Here is a 19,196-nt window from a genome sequence, read left to right as displayed (position 1 = left end):
TTTTTGATCTTCGTCAGGCTAGAACATTACATTTATGGAGGGAATCGTATGCAAACTTTAACCAAAAACCGTTTCAGAACCGGACAAGGGATTAAGTTGATTGACGATGCAGGCGTTGAGTATCTGGATGGTGTATCCGGTACATTCAATCTTTCACTGGGCTACAATCACCCGCATGTCGTGAGCAAAATTCAGGAACAAGTCGGCAATCTGACGCATATGTCTTCCTCCTTCACAGAACCGTATGTGGATGAAGTGCTCGATCATCTGATTGAATATGCTCCAAACGACATTAATGCCGGATGGATGCGGGATATTACGGGCTCAACAGCCAATGAATGTGCCACCAAAATTGCACAAAAATACACGCAATCCACAGACATTATCAGCCTGTATCTGTCCCATCATGGGCAGACTCAATTTGCAACCGGGATTTCGGGAAATGCCTTCCGGCGGAAACGGTTTCCAAATTCGGCTGTTGCCAACTCTGTTCATGTACCTGCACCATACTGCTATCGCTGCCCATTCAAATCTTCAAGCGGAGACTGCGGATATCAATGTGTTGAAGCTATCTCCGATGCCATAGAATATGCGAGCTCCGGCTCAGTCGCCTGCATGATCATTGAACCGATCCTCGGCAATGGCGGCAATATTATCCCTCCTGCGGGATACTTCAAACGCCTGCGTAAACTGTGCGATGAGTACAACATCATTCTTATTGCCGACGAAGTGCAGACCGGGATCGGACGTACCGGGTACATGTTCGCCAGTGAACTGTTCGATATTCAGCCTGATATGATTACCCTCGCCAAAGGTCTTGGCGGAATCGGTGTACCTGTTGCTGCGGTATTGATGCAGTCCCGATTGAATGTGCTGGAAAAGCATGAACATTCCTTCACCTCAGGAAGCAATCTGATCTCCGTTACCGCTGCCAAGTCTACCCTGGAGGTTGTATCCGAACCCGGATTTCTGGATGACGTAAAACGCAAAGGTGAAATTTTGGGCGGATTGCTGCAGGATTTGGCGATGAAGTATCCAAGCATCGGTGAAGCTCGCGGGGTCGGGCTGATGTGGGGCCTGGAAATGGTCGGTGACAATAACGAACCGGATACGGATAAAACCAATGCCATTATCGACCGTGCCTTCACGGATGAACACCTGATTTTAAGAGGATCACGTTACGGCTTCGGAAACGTCGTTAAGGTCCGACCATCACTTACCACAACCGAGGACGAATTGGTTGAAATTGTAGAGCGACTGGACTCGGTGCTTGCCAGCGTTCATTAGTACGTAATTCATATTTTTATAAGGAGGTTTTAACATGTTAGCATTGGTATACAAATCGGCATGGGATGTAGCACTTGAGGAGCGGCCTGTTCCTGAAATCACAAGAGACAATCAGGTATTGGTTCGAATTCGGGCGACTGGAGTATGCGGTACCGACCTCGGTATTGTCAGCGGTAAATATCATGCGGTTCCTTCCGTCATTCTTGGTCATGAGTCTGCCGGGGAAGTCATTGCCGTGGGCTCTGCTGTAACGACACTGCAGCCGGGCGACCGGGTTGTCATTGACCCTACCTATTATTGCGGACAATGTGACATGTGCAGAACAGGCAGACAAAACCATTGCACACATAAGTCGGTTACGGAGACAGGTGTGAGTGCTGACGGTACATTTACGGATTATTATGTAACCGAGGATCGCTTTTTGTACAAATTGAAGGACCATGTGAGCTATGAGGAAGCGACCCTGACTGAACCGCTGAGCTGCATGCTTACGGGTATTAATCAGATTCATCTGCTGCCGAATTTCAGAACGATTATTCTCGGTGCGGGCCCGATTGGCATTCTATACAGCTACGCTCTCGCTTCCAAAGGCGTAACTGGCTGTCTCGTCGACATCTCCGAAGAACGCCTGGCTATTGCAGGGTCGATTGCACCGGACCGCTGGGAGGTTCATTCATCCTTTGAAAATGCGATAGAATCGCTCGCTCCCACAACCAATCAGGTTGATATAATTGTGGATACGACAGGCGTTGTTGGCACACAGGTGCTTTCGCAGCTCGCCAGCGGCGGTTATCTCATGCTGGTCGGTCTGAGAGATGGAAACACATCCTTCAATCCCAAGGAAGTTGTAGACCGCAGCCTGAAAATCATTGGCTCCATCGACTCCCTGGGCACATTCGCAACAGCACATTACATGATTGAGCAGCAGATCATTCCGGCGAAAAAAATCATCACCCATTCCTTCCCGTTGGAGGATTACGAAGAGGCGTTCCGCACACTCGGCTGCGATATTCAGGGACGCACACTTCAAGCCTCTTCCCATGCCATCAAAGTGGTGCTGCAGTCGAGCGATTCCAGTTACTAATGTGGAATGTTCGCCATGATTGAGATAAATTAGAGATAATTGCTTAGAATCCTGGAGGAGGAATACAACATGGTAGCAAATAAGGAGTTTGGCGGATTGGGAGAGGCGAATGATGGCATCATTCAAGCGGTCATTTTTGACATGGATGGCGTACTGATTGACAGCGAACCGATTTATTTCGAGATTGAGCGCAACTCCTTTGCCCATTTTGGCGCAATGATGACAGAGGCAGAACATCACACCTATGTTGGAGTTACACTGGAATCGATGTGGCGGCAAGTATTGGACAAGCACCAGTTGACGGCTACCGTAGAAGAAGCCCTTGCCTACCATCAACATAATGTGATGCAGACGATGCTGGCCCATCCGAAGCTGACGGCCATGCCTTTCGTGGAACGCTGGTTAAGCTGGCTGCATGAGCAGCACATTCCGATAGCCGTTGCTTCTTCATCTCCACGTGCACTGATTGATCTGATCATGGACAAGACCGGACTTGGAAAATACTTTGAGGTACGAATGACAGGTGAAGAAGTCGCTCACGGAAAGCCAGCACCGGATATTTTTCTGACCACAGCTGAAATGATTGGGGTATCCCCATCGAACTGTCTTGTGATCGAAGACTCGCGCAATGGCGTCCAGGCTGCCAAAAGTGCAGGCATGCACTGTATCGGATATCACAATCCGGGATCAGGCAATCAGGACTTGTCCAAAGCCGATCTACAGATCTCCAGTTATGATGAGTTATGGACCCTTAAGGACACGCTGGCGTTTGAAGGCAGATCACCCATTTTGACGAAGAACTGAGACAAAATAAATAACCCAAACGGCTTCAATTCATTGAATTGGAGCTGTTTGGGCTTTGCTTGCTGCAAGTTTAACGAAGAACGGTTAATCAGATGATCATTTTAAACCGAAATATCCAGACTGCCACCCAGATTGGGATGAGGAGCCTGAACCGACTTTAACATTTCTGTTAGTTGCTGACCTTGCTGCTCTGCCATGTCTTTCGACATGGACATAACTTGCAAACTCGCCGACTGCGCCACTGAGACTTGACTCATGGCCATTGATAATGCTGCAATATCCATATTCTGTACTCCTCTCGTTTTCTAGTAAATAGACATACCTATTTTATATCGGTTAGATGGGAGGAATTATGTAATTCACTCCTTTATCTTCTAATACTCAACCATTTGCCTAAAAACAAACAATATGAAATATTTGTATGTTACAATACACTATTTGAGGAGGTTGTTTATGAACGGGAAAAAATTTGTTATGCTTTTTACATTCATTGCCGGACTTTGCATTGGGACCTTTGGTTGTTTTATTTACTGGGTTTTGTCCGAGGTTTAAACTATATAAACAAACACCTTAACCCAAATATTTCAAATCCCCATCTGTTTCCTTGGCTCTCAGAGTCACTTTGGCTAATAACTGTTCCGGTTGCTGGAAGTCCTCTTTAATCTCCGCCATCATTTCCTTTACCATTTCTTCAAGCTGTGCCAATGTTGTTTCTCTAGGTAAAATACGAGTTCTTGCAATCTCATGCTTACGATACGTTTGAGACTGATTAGGACCCAATCAAACCATACTTCACAAAACTGTGGTACAAACCATCTTCTTCAATTGTTCCGGTTATATCATCTGCAATGGCTTTGAGACCTGGCTTGGCATTTCCCATCGCAATCCCTACGTTGCAAAACTCCAGCATCTCAGCATCATTCATGCCGTCCCCGATGGCAAGTGTATCTTTACGCGACATCCCCAGATGTTCCAACAAATCTGCGATAGCAATGGCTTTATGAATGCCCGGGATCATCAGTTCGCCACTGCCTTCACCGAACATGGGCACGGTGCATTGAATGACTTCGAATTTGCCTTTGAATTCCTGCTTGATCCGGTCGAATGGAATTGTAGGGCTCTCCAGAAAACAAACCTTGTTTACGTCATCCTTGTATAAATCCGCTTCGCCATAAGTTAAACCGGCAATAAACGGATGTGGCTTTTGTTCTTTTTTCGCTCTGGCATTGGGATCATTATGCACATCACCATAGATGCGACGTTCCAGATGAGATTGAAGATTGGCGCTGGCGTACAAGGCCGAATTGGATTCAAGGTAGAAGTCGATCTGGTGTTCATTGAAGAAATCGACCATATGCCGAACGTCTTCAGCTGTTACCCTTTTGTGATATAACACATCCTGACCGAACTCAACATATCCTCCACCGGCACCGATCAGACCGTCAAACCCTACGTCCCAAATAGAATCATAGATTTCCGCCTTCGATCGCCCTGTACATAAATAGAGCAGATGTCCATTTTCACGTGCCTGTTTGCATGCCTGTTGTGCAGACACCGGAATGTTGCCGTCATCATCTACCAGCGTGCCATCAATATCTATAAAAACAATCTTTCGATTCGTTGTGCTCATCTGCATTTGCCCCCATCATGTAGCTTGTCTATGTTATATCAAACCATTTAAAATCCATTAGTTGAAAGAAAATCTTTATAACTGGCCTACTGACTTGTCCATGTGTACGGTTTGCCAGTCATCGTCCTGCTCAGCAATAACCGTATACCCTTGACGTTTCCAGAAATCGACGGCCCCAGGCAAAAAGCGGTGTGTATGTAAATACAACGTTGTATAGCGCAGTTCTGTCACCACGTTCTCCAGTTCCTTCACGAGCATTGAACCGATGCCGTATCTGCGATATTTTGAATCCACATAACATTTCACAATTTCGGCTGCAGACTGCTCCGGATATCTTCCAGCCAATGCTTTGATACGCCCATCATACGGCAGGATGCCAATGGAACCCACAATCCGATTGTCATCCATGACAGCGACAAGAAAGACCGCATCGGCTGAATCCAAGTAATGTTCTCTGAATTGCTCCAAATCAGCAGGTAATCTCTCATGATCTATCCTTGGAAACACTTCTCTGCGTACACGCATGGCAAAATCAATTGCATCATTCATTAGGTGCTCCTGAATAGCGATCACTCTCGGTTTTATCTGAAACTGTGTCAAAAAACCACATTCCTTATCCGTTATATTCGAGTCTGATGACAACCCCATCTACGAACCCATTTAGATGCAAGTTCTCCCTCTGCTTCTCATCTTACCGAATTTATCCTTTCCTATCAATCTATCTAAGCTACTAACCAAAATAGAAGAAAGCCCGCGCGATCTGATAGGGTCCGCATACTATAAGGCGTGTCATCAATCAAATTCGAGGGGGAAGAACATATGTGGTTATCGCTAGGGATCTCTGCTGCAGTCCTGCTGGCGTTGGGGTTCGTCTATCGCTATGCGGAAGATAAACGTGCAGCCAAGAAGTTTCATCCCCATGCGCCAAAGCAGTTGTTAATTAAGTTCAAGGAAGGTACGACAGCCGACGAGATGCACACGCTGCATAAAAAAGCAAAATGCAGCGTAGCCGAAACGTATGAAGATCTGGGCTGGTATCGCGTCGAATCAAGAAAGAAAATGCACCGTATATTAAAGCATTACAACAATCATGAGCTTATTGAGCACGCTGAACCCAACTATTATCTTCAGTCATCGTTTACGCCAAATGACCCCTTTTTCCCATACCAATATAACCTGCAAAAAATCAATGCTCCCGCTGCCTGGGATATTTCCCAGAGTAACCGTTCGGTCAAAATCGCCATCATTGATACAGGCGTACAACTGAATCACCCCGAGCTCGCTGGCAAAATCCTACCTGGTTATGATTACGTTGATTACGATAATGTCCCCGAAGATGGTAATGGGCACGGCACACATGTTGCCGGAATTGCCGCTTCCATTACCAACAATGGAGTGGGCATTGCAGGTGCTGCACCGCTTGCTTCCATTGTTCCGCTGCGTGTACTGGACAACAATGGACAAGGTACGACGGGCAACGTCGGAAACGGACTTGTTTACGCCGCCAACAATGGTATTCAAGTCGTTAACCTGAGTCTCGGCGGGCCTACGGGAGAAGCCTTTCTTCAGGCTGCCGTGCAGTATGCATGGGATCGAGGTGCTGTCATCATCGCGGCAGCAGGTAATGATAATACTTCGTATCCGATTGTACCCGCGTCTTATCCCAACGTCATTGCAGTAGCTTCAACCAATCCTTCCGACCTCAAATCCAATTTCTCCAATTATGGATCCTGGGTAGATATGGCTGCGCCAGGGGATTCCATATTGTCCACATACCTGGGTGGCTCTTATGCTTATCTCAGTGGAACGTCCATGGCTGCTCCCCATGTAGCGGGAGTAGCGGCTCTGCTGGCTGCACAGGGCAAAACGAATGCTCAGATTCGCGATGCGCTATGCTTCGCATCCGATACCGTATCCGGTTCTGGTGTCTACTGGCAATATGGGCGACTTAATGCCGAGCGCAGTTTGCAGGTACCTTAATACTTTTCTCTATTTATCATAAACGGAAGTCTCTGAATTTTATTTTATGCTGCCTACGACTTGTCCTACGGTTTCTACACTCACGCCTCTAACATGAAATCTTCTAGAAACGTGAGGTAAAAGAAATGTTTCCCTGCTAGTTCTGGGAATGATCTTTTTTACCTCACTATTTTCATACAGCAAGGAGCAATCCCATATAACGAGACTGCCCCTTCCATTCGATTCGATCGGCATATAAATCAGACTTAGAAATATTGCGCCCCATTATTGGCAATAACCTCTTTGTACCAATGGAAACTTTTCTTTTTCACTCTGCGAAGTGTGCCCGTCCCATCATTGTTTCGGTCTACATAAATGTAACCGTACCGTTTCTTCATCTCCCCAGTACCTGCGCTGACCAGATCAATGGGTCCCCAACTGGTGTAGCCCAGAAGCTCAACTCCATCCTGAATGGCTTCAGCCATCTCGGCAAAATGACGATTCAGATATTCAATGCGGTAGTCATCTTCAACGGTGTCATTGTCCAGCAATACATCCGTAGCACCAAGTCCGTTCTCTACAATAAACAACGGTTTACCGTAGCGATCATACAGCTGGTTACATGTAATCCGAAGTCCTTTGGGATCAATCGTCCATCCCCACTCCGATGCTTGAAGATAGGGGTTCTTCACCGAGCCAAATACATTGCCTTCCGTCGAATCCTTTAAAATTTCTGGATCCGCGCTTGTACAGCGACTGGCATAATAACTGAAACCGATGTAGTCGACCGTATTTTGCAAGAGAATATGTTCATCTTCTGGCTGCATATCAATCAGGATCTCATGTTCTCTGAAGAAACGCTTGGTATAACCTGGATAAGCTCCCTTGGACTGAACATCGATGAAGAAGAAGGACTCCCGATCCTGCTCCATCGCTTTCCATACGTCATCTGGGTTGGATGTGTATGGGTAGACCATCCCTGCAGCAAGCATACAACCGATCTGAGCACCGGGGATGATTTCATGACAAGCCTTAACCGTAAGGGCACTTGCTACCAGTTCATGATGGGCTGCCTGATAGAGAACCTGGTCTTTGTTCTCGCCTTCCTGAAGTACAATACCCGCACCGATATATGGTAGATGCAGCAGCATGTTGATCTCATTAAACGTCATCCAATACTTCACTTTGTCCTTGTAACGATTGAACAGCGTCTTTGCATAAGTCTCGAAAAATCCGATCATTTTGCGGTTTTTCCATCCGCCGTAAGTCTCGACCAGATGCACGGGAACATCAAAATGACAGATGGTGACCACAGGTTCAATATTATATTTTAATAATTCGTCGAAGACATCATCGTAAAATTGCAATCCTGCCTCATTCGGCACAACATCATCACCATTTGGGAATATCCGTGCCCAGGCAATGGACATTCTGAAACACTTAAATCCCATTTCCGCGAATAAGGCAATGTCTTCTTTATACCGATGGTAAAAATCAATTGCTTCATGGGAAGGGTAGAACTCCCCCGCTTTCGGGTTATAAGAATCTAGCTTTCCCATGGCAATAGGGAATCGATTTGCACCTGTTGGAATCAGGTCAACCGTAGTTAACCCTTTACCTCCTTCAAGATAGGCTCCCTCAAGCTGATTCGCTGCCGTTGCTCCTCCCCAGAGAAAATTCTCCGGGAAGGCTGTTAATTTTTCAAACATCGGCTGTTCCTCCTATTCGTATTGAAAACATTCAACTAACTGAGCACTGTAAGCAATTTGTCTTTTTCATTCACAACGGCATCTTTGGTTCCCACGACATCCAGATAATTCGACGTATTCGTAATAATAATGGGTGTAACCGTCTCATATCCGGCATCCTTGATGGCTTGCAGATCGAATTCCATAATCAGATCCCCTACATTTACACGGTCGCCGTCTTTCACATGAGCATTGAAATGTTGGCCTTTCAGTTGTACCGTATCCTGTCCGATATGAATCAGCATCTCAACACCATCATCCGTGACCAATCCAATGGCATGTTTCGTACGATACACGGTTTGCACAACTCCATTAATCGGGGATACCACTCTGCCACTGGTTGGACGGATGGCGATTCCTTTACCCATATGCTCGCCAGCAAATGTAACGTCGTTGATTTCTTTCAGTTCAACCACTTCACCAGCCATTGGGCTGAAAATTTCATATCTGTTGTTCGGGTTTGGATCAAGTACTGGTGCGGGAGCGGATACTGGCGTTGCTTCTACTTTGTCCTTGAATCCAACAACGTAGGTAAGAACAAAACCAAGTATGAACGCAACCGCTGTTGCCACAAGTGCCATGTAGAATCCGGAATCAACGCCAGTGGCCGAGTTGATAAAGGTTGGATACCCGAATACGCCAAGTCCGCCAAACATGTACATTTTAGACCCGAAGAACCCTAAGATGGCTCCACCAATACCACCTGCAATACAGCTCATGATAAACGGTTTTTTCAGCGGAAGCGTCACGCCGTAAATGGCTGGCTCGGTGACTCCGAAAATACCTGAAATGAAGGCTGGAATACTTAACGATTTCAATTTGGCATTTTTCGTTTTTAACATGACAGCCAATACTGCACCAATTTGAGCAAAGGAAGCGGCAAACGACATCGCTACCACCGGATCGGATCCAGACGTGCTCAGGTTTAGAAGCATAACCGGTACCAATCCCCAGTGGAGACCAAACAGTACAAACACTTGCCACAAACCACCGATGACCAAACCTGTAACGAGCGGGCTTAATTCATAGATGCCTGTTGCTCCTGCACCGATCAATTGACCTGCCCAAGTAGAGATTGGACCAATTACAAGGAATGTTGCTGGAACAATAACAAGTAATGTAAAGAATGGAACCAGGAACGTACTAACCACTTTAGGAATGACGTTTTTGAAGAATCTCTCTATTTTTACAGCAAAGAATGTAGCGATAATAATCGGAATAACCGATGATGAATAGTTCATCAGGATAACAGGAATGCCCAGGAACGTAATGTGAATTGGTGATTCAAACAATGTACCTGCGAACAGGGTGTACAGTGGATCTCCCGTAGATAACCCGGATAGCGTTGGATAAACCAACGTAGCTCCGATCGCCATACCCAGGAACGGTGATCCGCCAAATTTCTTAATCGCCGTATAACCAAGGAATACCGGGAAGAAGTAGAACAGACAGTCACCCGTTGCATTCAACAGATGGTACGTTCCTGATGTATTCGTTATCCAACCAAAGGATATAAACATCGCTGTAAAACCTTTGATCATCCCTGTCGCAGCGAGTAGTCCGAGCAGAGGTGTGAAGACACCAGAGATCATGTCGATAAAACGACTGAACAAACTCCCCTTGTTACCCGAATCTTCCTGTTCCTCTGCAACCTGTCCTTCAGCAGGCAGATTACCTGCCTTAACAACTGCTTTATATACATCCGGCACTTCATTGCCGATAACGACCTGATACTGTCCACCACTCTGCATGACGGTAATAACACCTGGCAGATTTTTAAGTTCCTCCGTTTTAGCAACGCTTTCATCTTTGAGTTTGAAACGCAATCTGGTTACGCAATGGAATACACTGTTTACGTTTTTGGCTCCGCCTACACCAGACAAGATGTCTTTGGCCAGTTGATCGTAGTTCATAGTAATTCTCCCTCTCTAAGTAGACTCCCGATGCTTGTGAAACAAAGAAAACCTGAACTACTGAACATACACAACGCACCGGAAGCTCCGGAAACAAGTCGTGATATTCAGCAATTCAGGTTTTGCCCTTAACGGTTGCAACCCTGTAAGGCTGTACATAGCGATATTCAGTTGTTACACTAACAACTTCATCTTAAAGTAAGTTGCAACCCATCTTTACGGACCCAGAGTGGTCGGAAGTATCGGAATTGCCTGATTGAACAGTTACAATCCGATTGATGTATGCGCTTACTTTATGAATTCATAATATAATAACCTCTGAACTTTTGCAAGCGTTTTTTTAAGAATCTTTATTTTGTAATATCGTTACTCTGATGTGGCGTGCACCACGCGTTCGATATGAATGGTTAAGTACATCATTTCTTCGTTAGTCAGTTGATACGTGTAGTTATTTTCAATGAATTTTCGAATCTTCTCCGAGCACTTGTGCGCTTCAGGATACTTCTTCTGAATCATCTCAAATAACTCATCGTCGTTGTTGCTCTTGTAATGCTTGCCTTTCACCAGCCGTTGGGCGAAAAACTTCAGATGGGTCACAAATCGATAATAATTCAGTGAGTTCTCGTCAAAGTCCATTTTGAAATGATATTTGATGATCGTCAAAATCTCCTGCATGACCTGCGTCATGCTTCGGATGTTAGGCATCTCTTCGTTGAGTGCCGCATTTACAAAATGAAGTGCCATGAAACCCGCCTCATCTTCTGGCAAAAGCACACCAAACTGATCACAAATCATATTCAGCGCTTCCATTCCTACCTCATATTCATCCTTGTAAAGCTGCTTGGTTTCCCAGAGCAATCCATTACGGATGGGCAGATGGTTACGATAACGTTCAATGGCAAAATGAATATGATCCGTCAGATGCAGGTAGATGCTCTCGTTGAGCTTTTTCCCAAGCTTTAGCTTGGCATAGGCAATAATCTCCTCAGACACTTTCATGTATTCCAGTGGTATGCTCGCGATTAATGCCTTGAAATTTTCCTGGATATCTTCATTCTGTAAAGTAAATATCTTATCAATATGCTGCTCGGACACGTCATCGCCAGCTCGCTTCTGAAAAGCAATGCCCCGGCCAATGACAATGACCTCACGTTCGTCTTTAATCGCAACTACAGCATTATTGTTTAACACCTTCTCGATCTTCACTTTATCCACTCCAATATACAGAAAAAGGCAAACCGTACCTTCTACGAGGTCACTGGCCTTGCCCTTTCACTTCAATATTAACTAATGTGCGTTCATGGTATTACATTTTTCTACAATGTGCAACAAAAAAATCGATCATGCTTTATCACTAACAAACCACATGTTGAACGTCTAAATGAATCTGTTCAGCTGCTTTGTATTTTTTTCTGTTTGCGTATAAACAAGTTATATGTTCCTGCCTTCCCATCAAAACCACTCCCTTAGCATGACGCTTATCCAGAGAATTATACTTGACACCCGGAACACCAAATCCTTAATTTCAATACCTGTCTGCATTAGACCACTTTTTCTTACTCGCCCTTGACTTTGTGCATATAAGCCAAAATTAATAGATACGTTCATAAATAATTCCGCCTCATTTCAGACAAAAAACGCTTGCACTTATTTACCTTTTTTCACTTTCACAATTCTTAAAATCAAGTTGAATTCGGATCAAAAAATATACAAAAAAGCCCTCTATTTTAGAGGGCTTCATGTGTCCGAATAATGAAAAATTGCATGCAAAAAAATTAAATATTTTTATTTCGTCACGCATTGCTCACTTTTTTGGCAGACATATATCATTTCATAACATTCTTCAGTGAGCGGTGTACCCTGCCAATCCTTGTAGAGATGTAGTATTTTGAATCCATTTGTACGTAATAGACGCTCCATCTCTTGGGGATATGTATATCTTAAACGGATATTGGTCCCTTTTTCACTAATGATATTTCCATTCCCATCCTTCGTCTTCCTTGTTGTAATATAGTGCTGGATCTGCTGGACTGAATCATATCGGTTGAGGGTATATACATCGACAGCATTATAGGTTTCACTATCGACATAGCTTCTCCAGTATTCTTCAATCGGAGGTTGCAACAATTCCTCTGTGCTCGGGAAGCGTGTACCAAAAATAAAGAGACCTCCCATCTCTAAATGCTTGTTCACTGAGCATAACAATCCATCCTGGGCTTCATTGGTCAGGAAATGCTGAAACGAATTGCCAATGGAGTAGATCAGCCTGCTTACCACATTTAATTGCAGTTTGGTACAATCCTGTTCCACCCACTCAATAGCTAACTGGAGATCGGCTGTCTTGTTTCTGGCTTCCTCTAACATTCCTTTATGGACATCTATACCAACCAGGTGGTGACCTTCCATTGCTAATGGAATAGTCGCTCTTCCTGTACCACATGCGATATCAATAATCACACCATTCGTATTTGCAGCCCATTTGGAAAGGAATTTCACATCTTCAAGGTATGCATTATTCTCCTGATCGTATAACGCAGGGTTATCGTATTCTTCAGTATTATCTATATGAATAGTCATTCGTGTCCCCCTTTTCGTGTAATCGTTTCATCATGATTTATTGTTGCGGCTTTCCTTCTCCAACTCTGCTTCAATCCTGCGATTGATTACTTTCAACTGATCCGAATCCAAGTGTTCGACATTTGTCAACTGTTCATCTATCTTGTATTCTTCCGCTTCACCCTTGTTCATCAGTCCCAGATGATGCTTGATGGATCGAATATCCTCGCGCATACTCATGGTCTGACGATAATTGTCTGCAACAAGTGCAAATATAATAGCACCTGCCAGAATCGTACCATATGGGAACAGAAGACAGAGAACAACTCCTACTACTAAAGCCAAAATAATGTACATGCCTTTTTCGCCTCCTCTTTCAATTACAGATTGAATCGTTCTTGGATGAGTTGAGCAACCTCTGTCGCACTCTTATCCGTGTTATTGATTCGAATATAATGCTCGTGCGTAATTTCTCCAGGCTCTGAATTCAATCGATATTTCTCCATGCTCGAAATCAGATCCTGCTCAGACCATTCGACATTCCGCTTCGTTGCTTTGTGCAGCAGCCGATGTGGGCTTTTATTACGAACCAGACGTTCCGTCGAATCAGCTTCCAGTTCAACATAGCATACCTCAGCACCTCTGGATTCGAACAACGCACTGATTTTGCGAATGTACTCCCCATCCTCTTTCATATCGAAAGCCCACACAAATGTAAAAATCAAACCGGGCAGCTCGCTCTTCGCCACTTCTTCAAAAATCTCCTGACGGAACAGGTTAACAAGCCTCTTTCCTTGAGGCGTACCATAACTGAAATAAGGCGACACCAGTTCAATCGTCATATGATTGTGAAACAATTTCAGATTAGTGATCTTCTCCAATTCCTGGCCAACCGTCATTTTCCCTACAGCCTGTGGACCAAAAATAATGATAAACTTCATTCCACCACTCCTGACTTCAGTTACATGTATTCCATTACTTGAATTTTATGGACATTAATCCATAATAACGCCTCTTGGACAAATAAAAAAGAGATTTCAAGCCATCCACTGAAAGTTCAGGGCTTGAAATCTCTTTTTCGGTTACACTTTATATTCATCGTTTCACAGTGTACCCACATTAACGTCCAATCAGAACCCATCCCCACTTCATACGTCGGAGTCCCATGGCAATAATCCATGAGAGCAGTATTGCTACAACATAAGAAAGCATAATGCCTAGGCTAAAATGTGGAGCGAGCTCCACGGTGAGTTCTCTTCTCCAGAACAACAGTACTAATGGGTGTATTAAGAATACACCAAATGCCACCGTGCCCAAAGAGTTCAGAATGCGAGTTGCCCGATTAGATCCGCTCTGTTTCCAAGCGCCCATTCGTTCACATGTCATCAACAAGAGCAAGCAGGCCGAAAGGGTAAACAGATTACGGAAAAGAAATAGTAGCGTATAGGTTAGCGCCGGAGATGCGGCGAAAGTCGTTTTTACATAAGTATTTCCATAAATAAAGACGGCCCCTCCGCTCAACAATGCAGCGATCAACACATAACGATAGGAGAACAGTTTCTTCATTGCTGCATCGAAGTTCAACCCAATCCAGGCACCGAATCCAATAACAATCAAGTAACTTGGCAGCAAACTCCCCATCCGTGAGAAATGAAACTGCAGATGCAGGGCGTAAAAAACAGCCTGTGCCGCAATAAAAAACAACGGTAAATATTGATTAAATAAACGATAACGTGTTAACGAAAGAAGCAGTGGAAATACCACATAAAATTGCAATATAATTAGAAAAAAATATAGATGCGTGTGTGCAGTGCCGGTTAACAATTGCTCCGAGAACTGCTTCACATGTGCCAAAGGCTCTTTGTTTGCTAACCACTGCTTGACGATAAAATAAATGAGTGACCAAGCCAGATAAGGCACAAAAACATAAAATAATCGCTTTTTATAAAAAGTGGGCATCCAGCCCTTTTCCTTCATCTTGGAGCTGTAATTGTAGAACAACACCAGCGAGGAGAGGAACAGAAATGCAGGTACGGCGAATTGCAGAAAGCTGTTCCAAAAATAATAAAAGTCATGATCCAGCGTGTGCTTGGGATAATGCGCAACTGCCGTTGAAGTCGCATGAATAGCAACCACAGCCATGATTGCAAATGCACGATAGAGATCCAGATACTCAATACGCCGGGGCCGATTAACCGGATGATTCATAACAAAACCTCACTTATGCCTGATAGAATGATAGTTTCCGGCCGCAATCCAGATTCTACCCTTCATTTTAAATCAGCAGACGTGGGTATTACAATCATAATCCATATTATTTTCGTTAAATTACAACAATGATCAACATTATTCGACATCACCTATCCAGAACCGCTCTACGATATTCCCATCAGGCTCAACATAGTCTTGATCCTGAATCCCTCCGTTACGAAGAATAACTCTTCGGGATGCCTCATTGTGCGCGTCACATACGACCAGCACTTTCGTGATTCCGAGATCTTTCGTGATTTCCAAGGAAAGCTTGAGGATTTCGGCACCATATCCATTTTGCCGTTCGCCTGGACGAATCCCATAACCAATATGTCCTCCGCTATGAAACAGCTTCTCATTTAGTTCATGTCGTATATTCACGGCTCCAACCACTCGATCACTTTCCGTCACGAGCCAGTATGTACTGTCCCTAACCCAGCCTTCCGGTATATCAATACCTTGCTCACTACGTTCCAAAAAAGCTAACATCCCTTCAAAAGGGTAGGGCTCTTTCGAAATGACCCACGGTACCATCGATTCTCCGCTTGCAACCCAGTCTTCATAAAATGCCATATACGTTTCTTTATATTCTGCTGAAGGTTTGATTAGTCTAACTTTTTCTTTGCTCATTTTACGTACGTCCTCCTCACTCATATTGATTGCCCTGCTATTTCAACCTAATATACTAATTCACAGTCATGATGCTCCCAAACGTCGAACAGATTACCGTCCAAATCCTCGAAAGTAAAAAACTTCCCGTATATACCCTCATCACTAACTTTGCCAACACGGACATGACCAGCAGTGAGTTCAGTATGGAGTTTAACGATATCGTCAGTAAAAAAAGTGATTACCCATCTCTTTTTCTGCCTCACTTGAAATACGGCTCTGGAGTCATGATCACTTTCAATCAAATCGAGAATCGGTCTATTGTCTCTAAATAGACTAATATAGCCTTCTCTAGGCTGCCTGATATTGAATCCAAAATGGTTCACAAACCATGCTGCTGACTGCTCTACATTTGTCACAGGAATGACATTGTATGCAATGCCCAGTATTTTTCCACTCGTCAAATTAATCCATCTCCCTTCATTGCATTAATAACTTATGATCCTCTTATCGATTTGAAGAACAGTATCATTATCCAAGTATAAAAAGAGAACCTGCGTATGCAGATCCTCCTCTCGGGTCCAGCTTTCGCTATTATATTAGTTCACGATCCTGTTGGCAGATTCCTCTAATCCATACTCTTTATACTGATTCCGTCTGTTGTGCATAGACTTCCTGATCCGCTCCAAGCATCTTGTAAGTGAATTGATAGCTTCCTGATCCAAGCGCAATTCGTACATCGGTTCCCTGTGCTTGAAAATCATGAATACCCGCTACTTGGTCCAAAGCTTTCCCGTTCTCCCGAACGGTCTGTACATCTGCTCCAGGAAGAAGGATTGTACCCGTCGTATTGGCAGGAAACGTCACATGGACTTCCATCTCGTTATGTTCACGACGATACCAGTTTGATGTCACACAACCGTACATCGTCTCGAAACTTGCTTCAACCCACTCCAGTCCAGGTCCTGGTTTGGGCTTGATGTGCACAATCCGGAATCCAGGCTGATGTTCATCCGTATTAATCCCTGCAACATAACGATATAACCACTCTCCTATGGCGCCATATGCATAATGGTTGAATGAGTTCATATCAGCACTCCACAGACTTCCGTCCTCCCGGATACCGTCCCAATGCTCCCAAACTGTAGTCGCACCTTGTGTCACTTGGTATAACCAGGATGGATAATCCTCCTGAAAGAGTAGCGTATAGGCCAGATCATGATGTCCCGTATCACTCAGTACCGGATTCAGATAAGGTGTTCCCACAAATCCGGTGGTCAGATGGTTCCCTGCTTCCGCAACCAGTTTCCCCAATTGATCAATGGTACGTTTCCTAGCTGTAGCATCCAATAGGTCAAAATGCAAAGCAAGTACATGCGCTGTCTGTGTGGGGACGGCAAGTTTGCCCGCAGGTGTCACGAATTCATCCTGAAATGCAGCAACAATGTTGTCATGAAGATTATCATAATACACTGCATCTTCCTTCTTCCCCAACACCGCGGCCGCTTTCCCTGTATGAGAAACAGAGTAGGCATAAAATGCTGTCGCTACAAAATCCTTGTCTGTGGCCCCGATATAGCTGTCCGGCTTGGAATCCAGTCCGAGCCAATCGCCAAAGTGGAAGCCTGTATTCCACAAGTAAGGATTCTCCCCTTGAGCATGAATGTAATTAATCCAACGTTTCATGCTGTCATATTGCTCAGCCAACAGCCTGACATCCCCATACATCTCGTAGATCGTCCATGGACAGATGACAGCAGCATCTCCCCAGGCGGCAGAAGAATGATTGGTGTCTCCCCATCCCTCAGACGTCGGACTCCTCAGATCAGGAACAAAGAAGGGAATACCTCCATTTTCTCCCTGATCGGCTTCCAGGTCCCGCAGCCATTTGGTAAAGAATGGTGCCGTGTTCATCAGGTATGAAGAAGTTCGTATAAACATCTGCGCGTCTCCCGTCCAGCCCAGCCGCTCATCACGCTGCGGACAATCTGTCGGTACGTCAACGAAATTCCCTTTTTGCCCCCACAATATATTGTGATGAAGTTGATTCACCAAAGGACTGGAGGTCTTAAAGTGACCTGTACGCTCCATATTGGAATGCAGCACAACTCCTGTGAAATCCTCCAGGTTAACGTGGTCCGGAAACCCGATGAGCTTCACATAACGGAATCCCTGAAACGTAAAATGCGGCTCATACGTCTCCACACCGCTGCCTTTCAGCGTATAGCGGATGCATTGAGTGGCACTACGGAGATTTTCTGTATAGAAATTACCTGCATGATCCAAAATCTCGGCATGTCGTAATTCAACCATATGACCCGACTCACCCTGAATACTGAATCTCATCCAGCCGACCATGTTCTGTCCCATGTCCAGCACACGCTCTCCTTGAGGCGTTTTCAGCAAAGCGATCGGACTCAATTCCTGTACTTGCGTTACCGCCACATTCTCCTGAGCAACGATGATCTCTTTCGTATAGTCCAGCACACGTACGGGTGACCATGTCGTTGAGGTAGAATCTGTCCACTCGGACTCCAGGCGAGCATCGTACGTTTCACCCATATAGATATCCGACATGCGGATGGCACTGGGCGCGCTCTCCCAGTGTTGATCCGATACAATGTGTTCCTCCGAACCATCCCCATAATGAACATGAAGTTCCAGCAGTAAAGCATGGTCTGCTCCGTAGATCTTCTGCCTCTTATCCCATCCCAAATGTCCTTTATACCAACCATCACCCAGATAAGCACCGAGTAGGTTCTGTCCATTCTGAAGCTGATCGGTCACATCATAGACCTGGTATTGCAACCGCTTACCATAACTGGTCCACCCCGGCGTGAAGTATGCCTCACCCACACGCTGGTTATTCAGATGAAGTTCGTACAATCCAAGTGCAGTCACATATATTCTTGCCGCAACGACAGGCTTTTTCAGTTCAAACAAGGTGCGCAGTCGCGGGCAAGACTCATCCTGATGAGAGGATGGATCTACTGTGATCCACTCTGCCTGCCAGGCATCTTCACTACCCATGAATCCCGTTTCGAAATAAGCCGTTTCCGACCAAGCCGACTCGTCTCCTGTACCATCCCAGACACGAATGCGATAATAGTAGCGGGTTCGTGCTTCAGGTACCCAGTGATCCAGTTCAACATGAATGGACTGATCAGAGCTCTTTTTGCCGGAATCCCATTCAATCTGATCGAAAACTTCCGTCCGTGACAACTGAATTTGATAATCTGACTGTACACAATTCCTGCGATCGGACTGTAAATGCCAGCTTATCCTGGGCGACGTGATGTCTATTCCAATCGGGTTTATTCTGTATTCACAACGCAGATGACTTATGGTCAACATCA

At 44.9% G+C, this 19,196-nt stretch carries 18 protein-coding genes; 4 read left to right on the top strand and 14 right to left on the bottom strand.

Features of this window, described 5'->3' with window-relative positions; translation table 11 throughout:
* The first annotated feature begins 48 nt into the window (after nucleotides 1-48).
* From P5G61_RS12075 to P5G61_RS12065, 3 genes are all read left to right on the top strand, one after another.
* The gene (locus P5G61_RS12075; protein WP_024630502.1) at nucleotides 49-1,287 is read left to right on the top strand and encodes an aspartate aminotransferase family protein; all 1,239 of its coding nucleotides are present in this window, start codon (nucleotides 49-51) and stop codon (nucleotides 1,285-1,287) included.
* Nucleotides 1,288-1,321: 34 nt separating this feature from the next.
* The gene (locus P5G61_RS12070) at nucleotides 1,322-2,371 is read left to right on the top strand and encodes a zinc-dependent alcohol dehydrogenase (RefSeq protein WP_301246642.1); all 1,050 of its coding nucleotides are present in this window, start codon (nucleotides 1,322-1,324) and stop codon (nucleotides 2,369-2,371) included.
* A 69-nt stretch (nucleotides 2,372-2,440) separates the two neighbouring features.
* The gene (locus tag P5G61_RS12065) at nucleotides 2,441-3,175 is read left to right on the top strand and encodes an HAD family hydrolase (protein WP_301246641.1); all 735 of its coding nucleotides are present in this window, start codon (nucleotides 2,441-2,443) and stop codon (nucleotides 3,173-3,175) included.
* A 101-nt stretch (nucleotides 3,176-3,276) separates the two neighbouring features.
* Here the strand turns inward: P5G61_RS12065 and P5G61_RS12060 are convergent, their stop codons facing one another.
* The 4 genes from P5G61_RS12060 to P5G61_RS12045 all read right to left on the bottom strand — a co-directional run bounded on the left by P5G61_RS12060 (nucleotide 3,277) and on the right by P5G61_RS12045 (nucleotide 5,354).
* Nucleotides 3,277-3,459, bottom strand: a complete 183-nt coding sequence (locus P5G61_RS12060) for a YjfB family protein (protein ID WP_301246640.1) — start codon at nucleotides 3,457-3,459, stop codon at nucleotides 3,277-3,279.
* A gap of 286 nt (nucleotides 3,460-3,745) precedes the next feature.
* Nucleotides 3,746-3,955 (bottom strand): hypothetical protein, encoded by a 210-nt coding sequence (locus tag P5G61_RS12055; protein ID WP_301246638.1) that lies wholly within the window; start codon nucleotides 3,953-3,955, stop codon nucleotides 3,746-3,748.
* A complete protein-coding gene (locus tag P5G61_RS12050; RefSeq protein ID WP_301246637.1) occupies nucleotides 3,945-4,805 on the bottom strand; it encodes a Cof-type HAD-IIB family hydrolase in 861 nt (286 codons plus the stop codon). The genes P5G61_RS12055 and P5G61_RS12050 overlap by 11 nt, the downstream gene beginning before the upstream one ends.
* Nucleotides 4,806-4,880: 75 nt before the next feature.
* On the bottom strand, nucleotides 4,881-5,354 hold the full coding sequence (locus P5G61_RS12045) for a GNAT family N-acetyltransferase (RefSeq protein ID WP_301246636.1): 474 nt from the start codon (nucleotides 5,352-5,354) through the stop codon (nucleotides 4,881-4,883).
* A 270-nt stretch (nucleotides 5,355-5,624) separates the two neighbouring features.
* On the opposite strand from P5G61_RS12045, the gene P5G61_RS12040 reads away from it, so the two are divergent.
* Nucleotides 5,625-6,785 carry a S8 family peptidase gene (locus P5G61_RS12040; RefSeq protein ID WP_301246635.1) on the top strand — a complete coding sequence of 387 codons (1,161 nt, stop codon included), beginning with the start codon at nucleotides 5,625-5,627 and terminating at the stop codon, nucleotides 6,783-6,785.
* 245 nt (nucleotides 6,786-7,030) lie between these two features.
* On the opposite strand, the gene P5G61_RS12035 is transcribed toward P5G61_RS12040, so the two are convergent.
* The 10 genes from P5G61_RS12035 to P5G61_RS11990 form a co-directional block, all read right to left on the bottom strand.
* A complete protein-coding gene (locus P5G61_RS12035) occupies nucleotides 7,031-8,473 on the bottom strand; it encodes a 6-phospho-beta-glucosidase (RefSeq protein WP_301246633.1) in 1,443 nt (480 codons plus the stop codon).
* Nucleotides 8,474-8,508: 35 nt separating this feature from the next.
* Nucleotides 8,509-10,425, bottom strand: coding sequence for a beta-glucoside-specific PTS transporter subunit IIABC (locus P5G61_RS12030; RefSeq protein ID WP_024630512.1), 1,917 nt, complete (start codon nucleotides 10,423-10,425; stop codon nucleotides 8,509-8,511).
* A gap of 366 nt (nucleotides 10,426-10,791) precedes the next feature.
* A complete protein-coding gene (gene licT / locus P5G61_RS12025; RefSeq protein WP_301246770.1) occupies nucleotides 10,792-11,631 on the bottom strand; it encodes a BglG family transcription antiterminator LicT in 840 nt (279 codons plus the stop codon).
* Nucleotides 11,632-12,210: 579 nt separating this feature from the next.
* A complete protein-coding gene (locus P5G61_RS12020; protein WP_301246632.1) occupies nucleotides 12,211-13,002 on the bottom strand; it encodes a class I SAM-dependent methyltransferase in 792 nt (263 codons plus the stop codon).
* Nucleotides 13,003-13,032: 30 nt separating this feature from the next.
* On the bottom strand, nucleotides 13,033-13,338 hold the full coding sequence (locus P5G61_RS12015; protein ID WP_094937292.1) for a hypothetical protein: 306 nt from the start codon (nucleotides 13,336-13,338) through the stop codon (nucleotides 13,033-13,035).
* A 23-nt stretch (nucleotides 13,339-13,361) separates the two neighbouring features.
* Entirely contained in the window at nucleotides 13,362-13,922 is a 561-nt protein-coding gene (locus tag P5G61_RS12010) for a DEAD/DEAH box helicase family protein (RefSeq protein WP_301246630.1), read from the bottom strand.
* Between the two features lie 178 nt (nucleotides 13,923-14,100).
* Complete coding sequence (locus tag P5G61_RS12005) at nucleotides 14,101-15,189, bottom strand: acyltransferase (RefSeq protein WP_301246628.1); 1,089 nt, start codon at nucleotides 15,187-15,189, stop codon at nucleotides 14,101-14,103.
* A gap of 138 nt (nucleotides 15,190-15,327) precedes the next feature.
* Complete coding sequence (locus tag P5G61_RS12000; protein ID WP_301246627.1) at nucleotides 15,328-15,861, bottom strand: GNAT family N-acetyltransferase; 534 nt, start codon at nucleotides 15,859-15,861, stop codon at nucleotides 15,328-15,330.
* Nucleotides 15,862-15,908: 47 nt separating this feature from the next.
* A complete protein-coding gene (locus tag P5G61_RS11995; protein ID WP_301246626.1) occupies nucleotides 15,909-16,304 on the bottom strand; it encodes a VOC family protein in 396 nt (131 codons plus the stop codon).
* 178 nt (nucleotides 16,305-16,482) lie between these two features.
* Nucleotides 16,483-19,194, bottom strand: a complete 2,712-nt coding sequence (locus tag P5G61_RS11990) for an alpha-L-rhamnosidase (RefSeq protein WP_301246624.1) — start codon at nucleotides 19,192-19,194, stop codon at nucleotides 16,483-16,485.
* Nucleotides 19,195-19,196 lie beyond the last annotated feature (2 nt).

The sequence above is a fragment of the Paenibacillus vandeheii genome (genome assembly GCF_030433635.1).
In the GTDB taxonomy this organism is placed as follows: Bacteria; Bacillota; Bacilli; order Paenibacillales; family Paenibacillaceae; genus Paenibacillus; species Paenibacillus vandeheii.
This window is presented reverse-complemented; position numbering and strand designations above follow the sequence as displayed.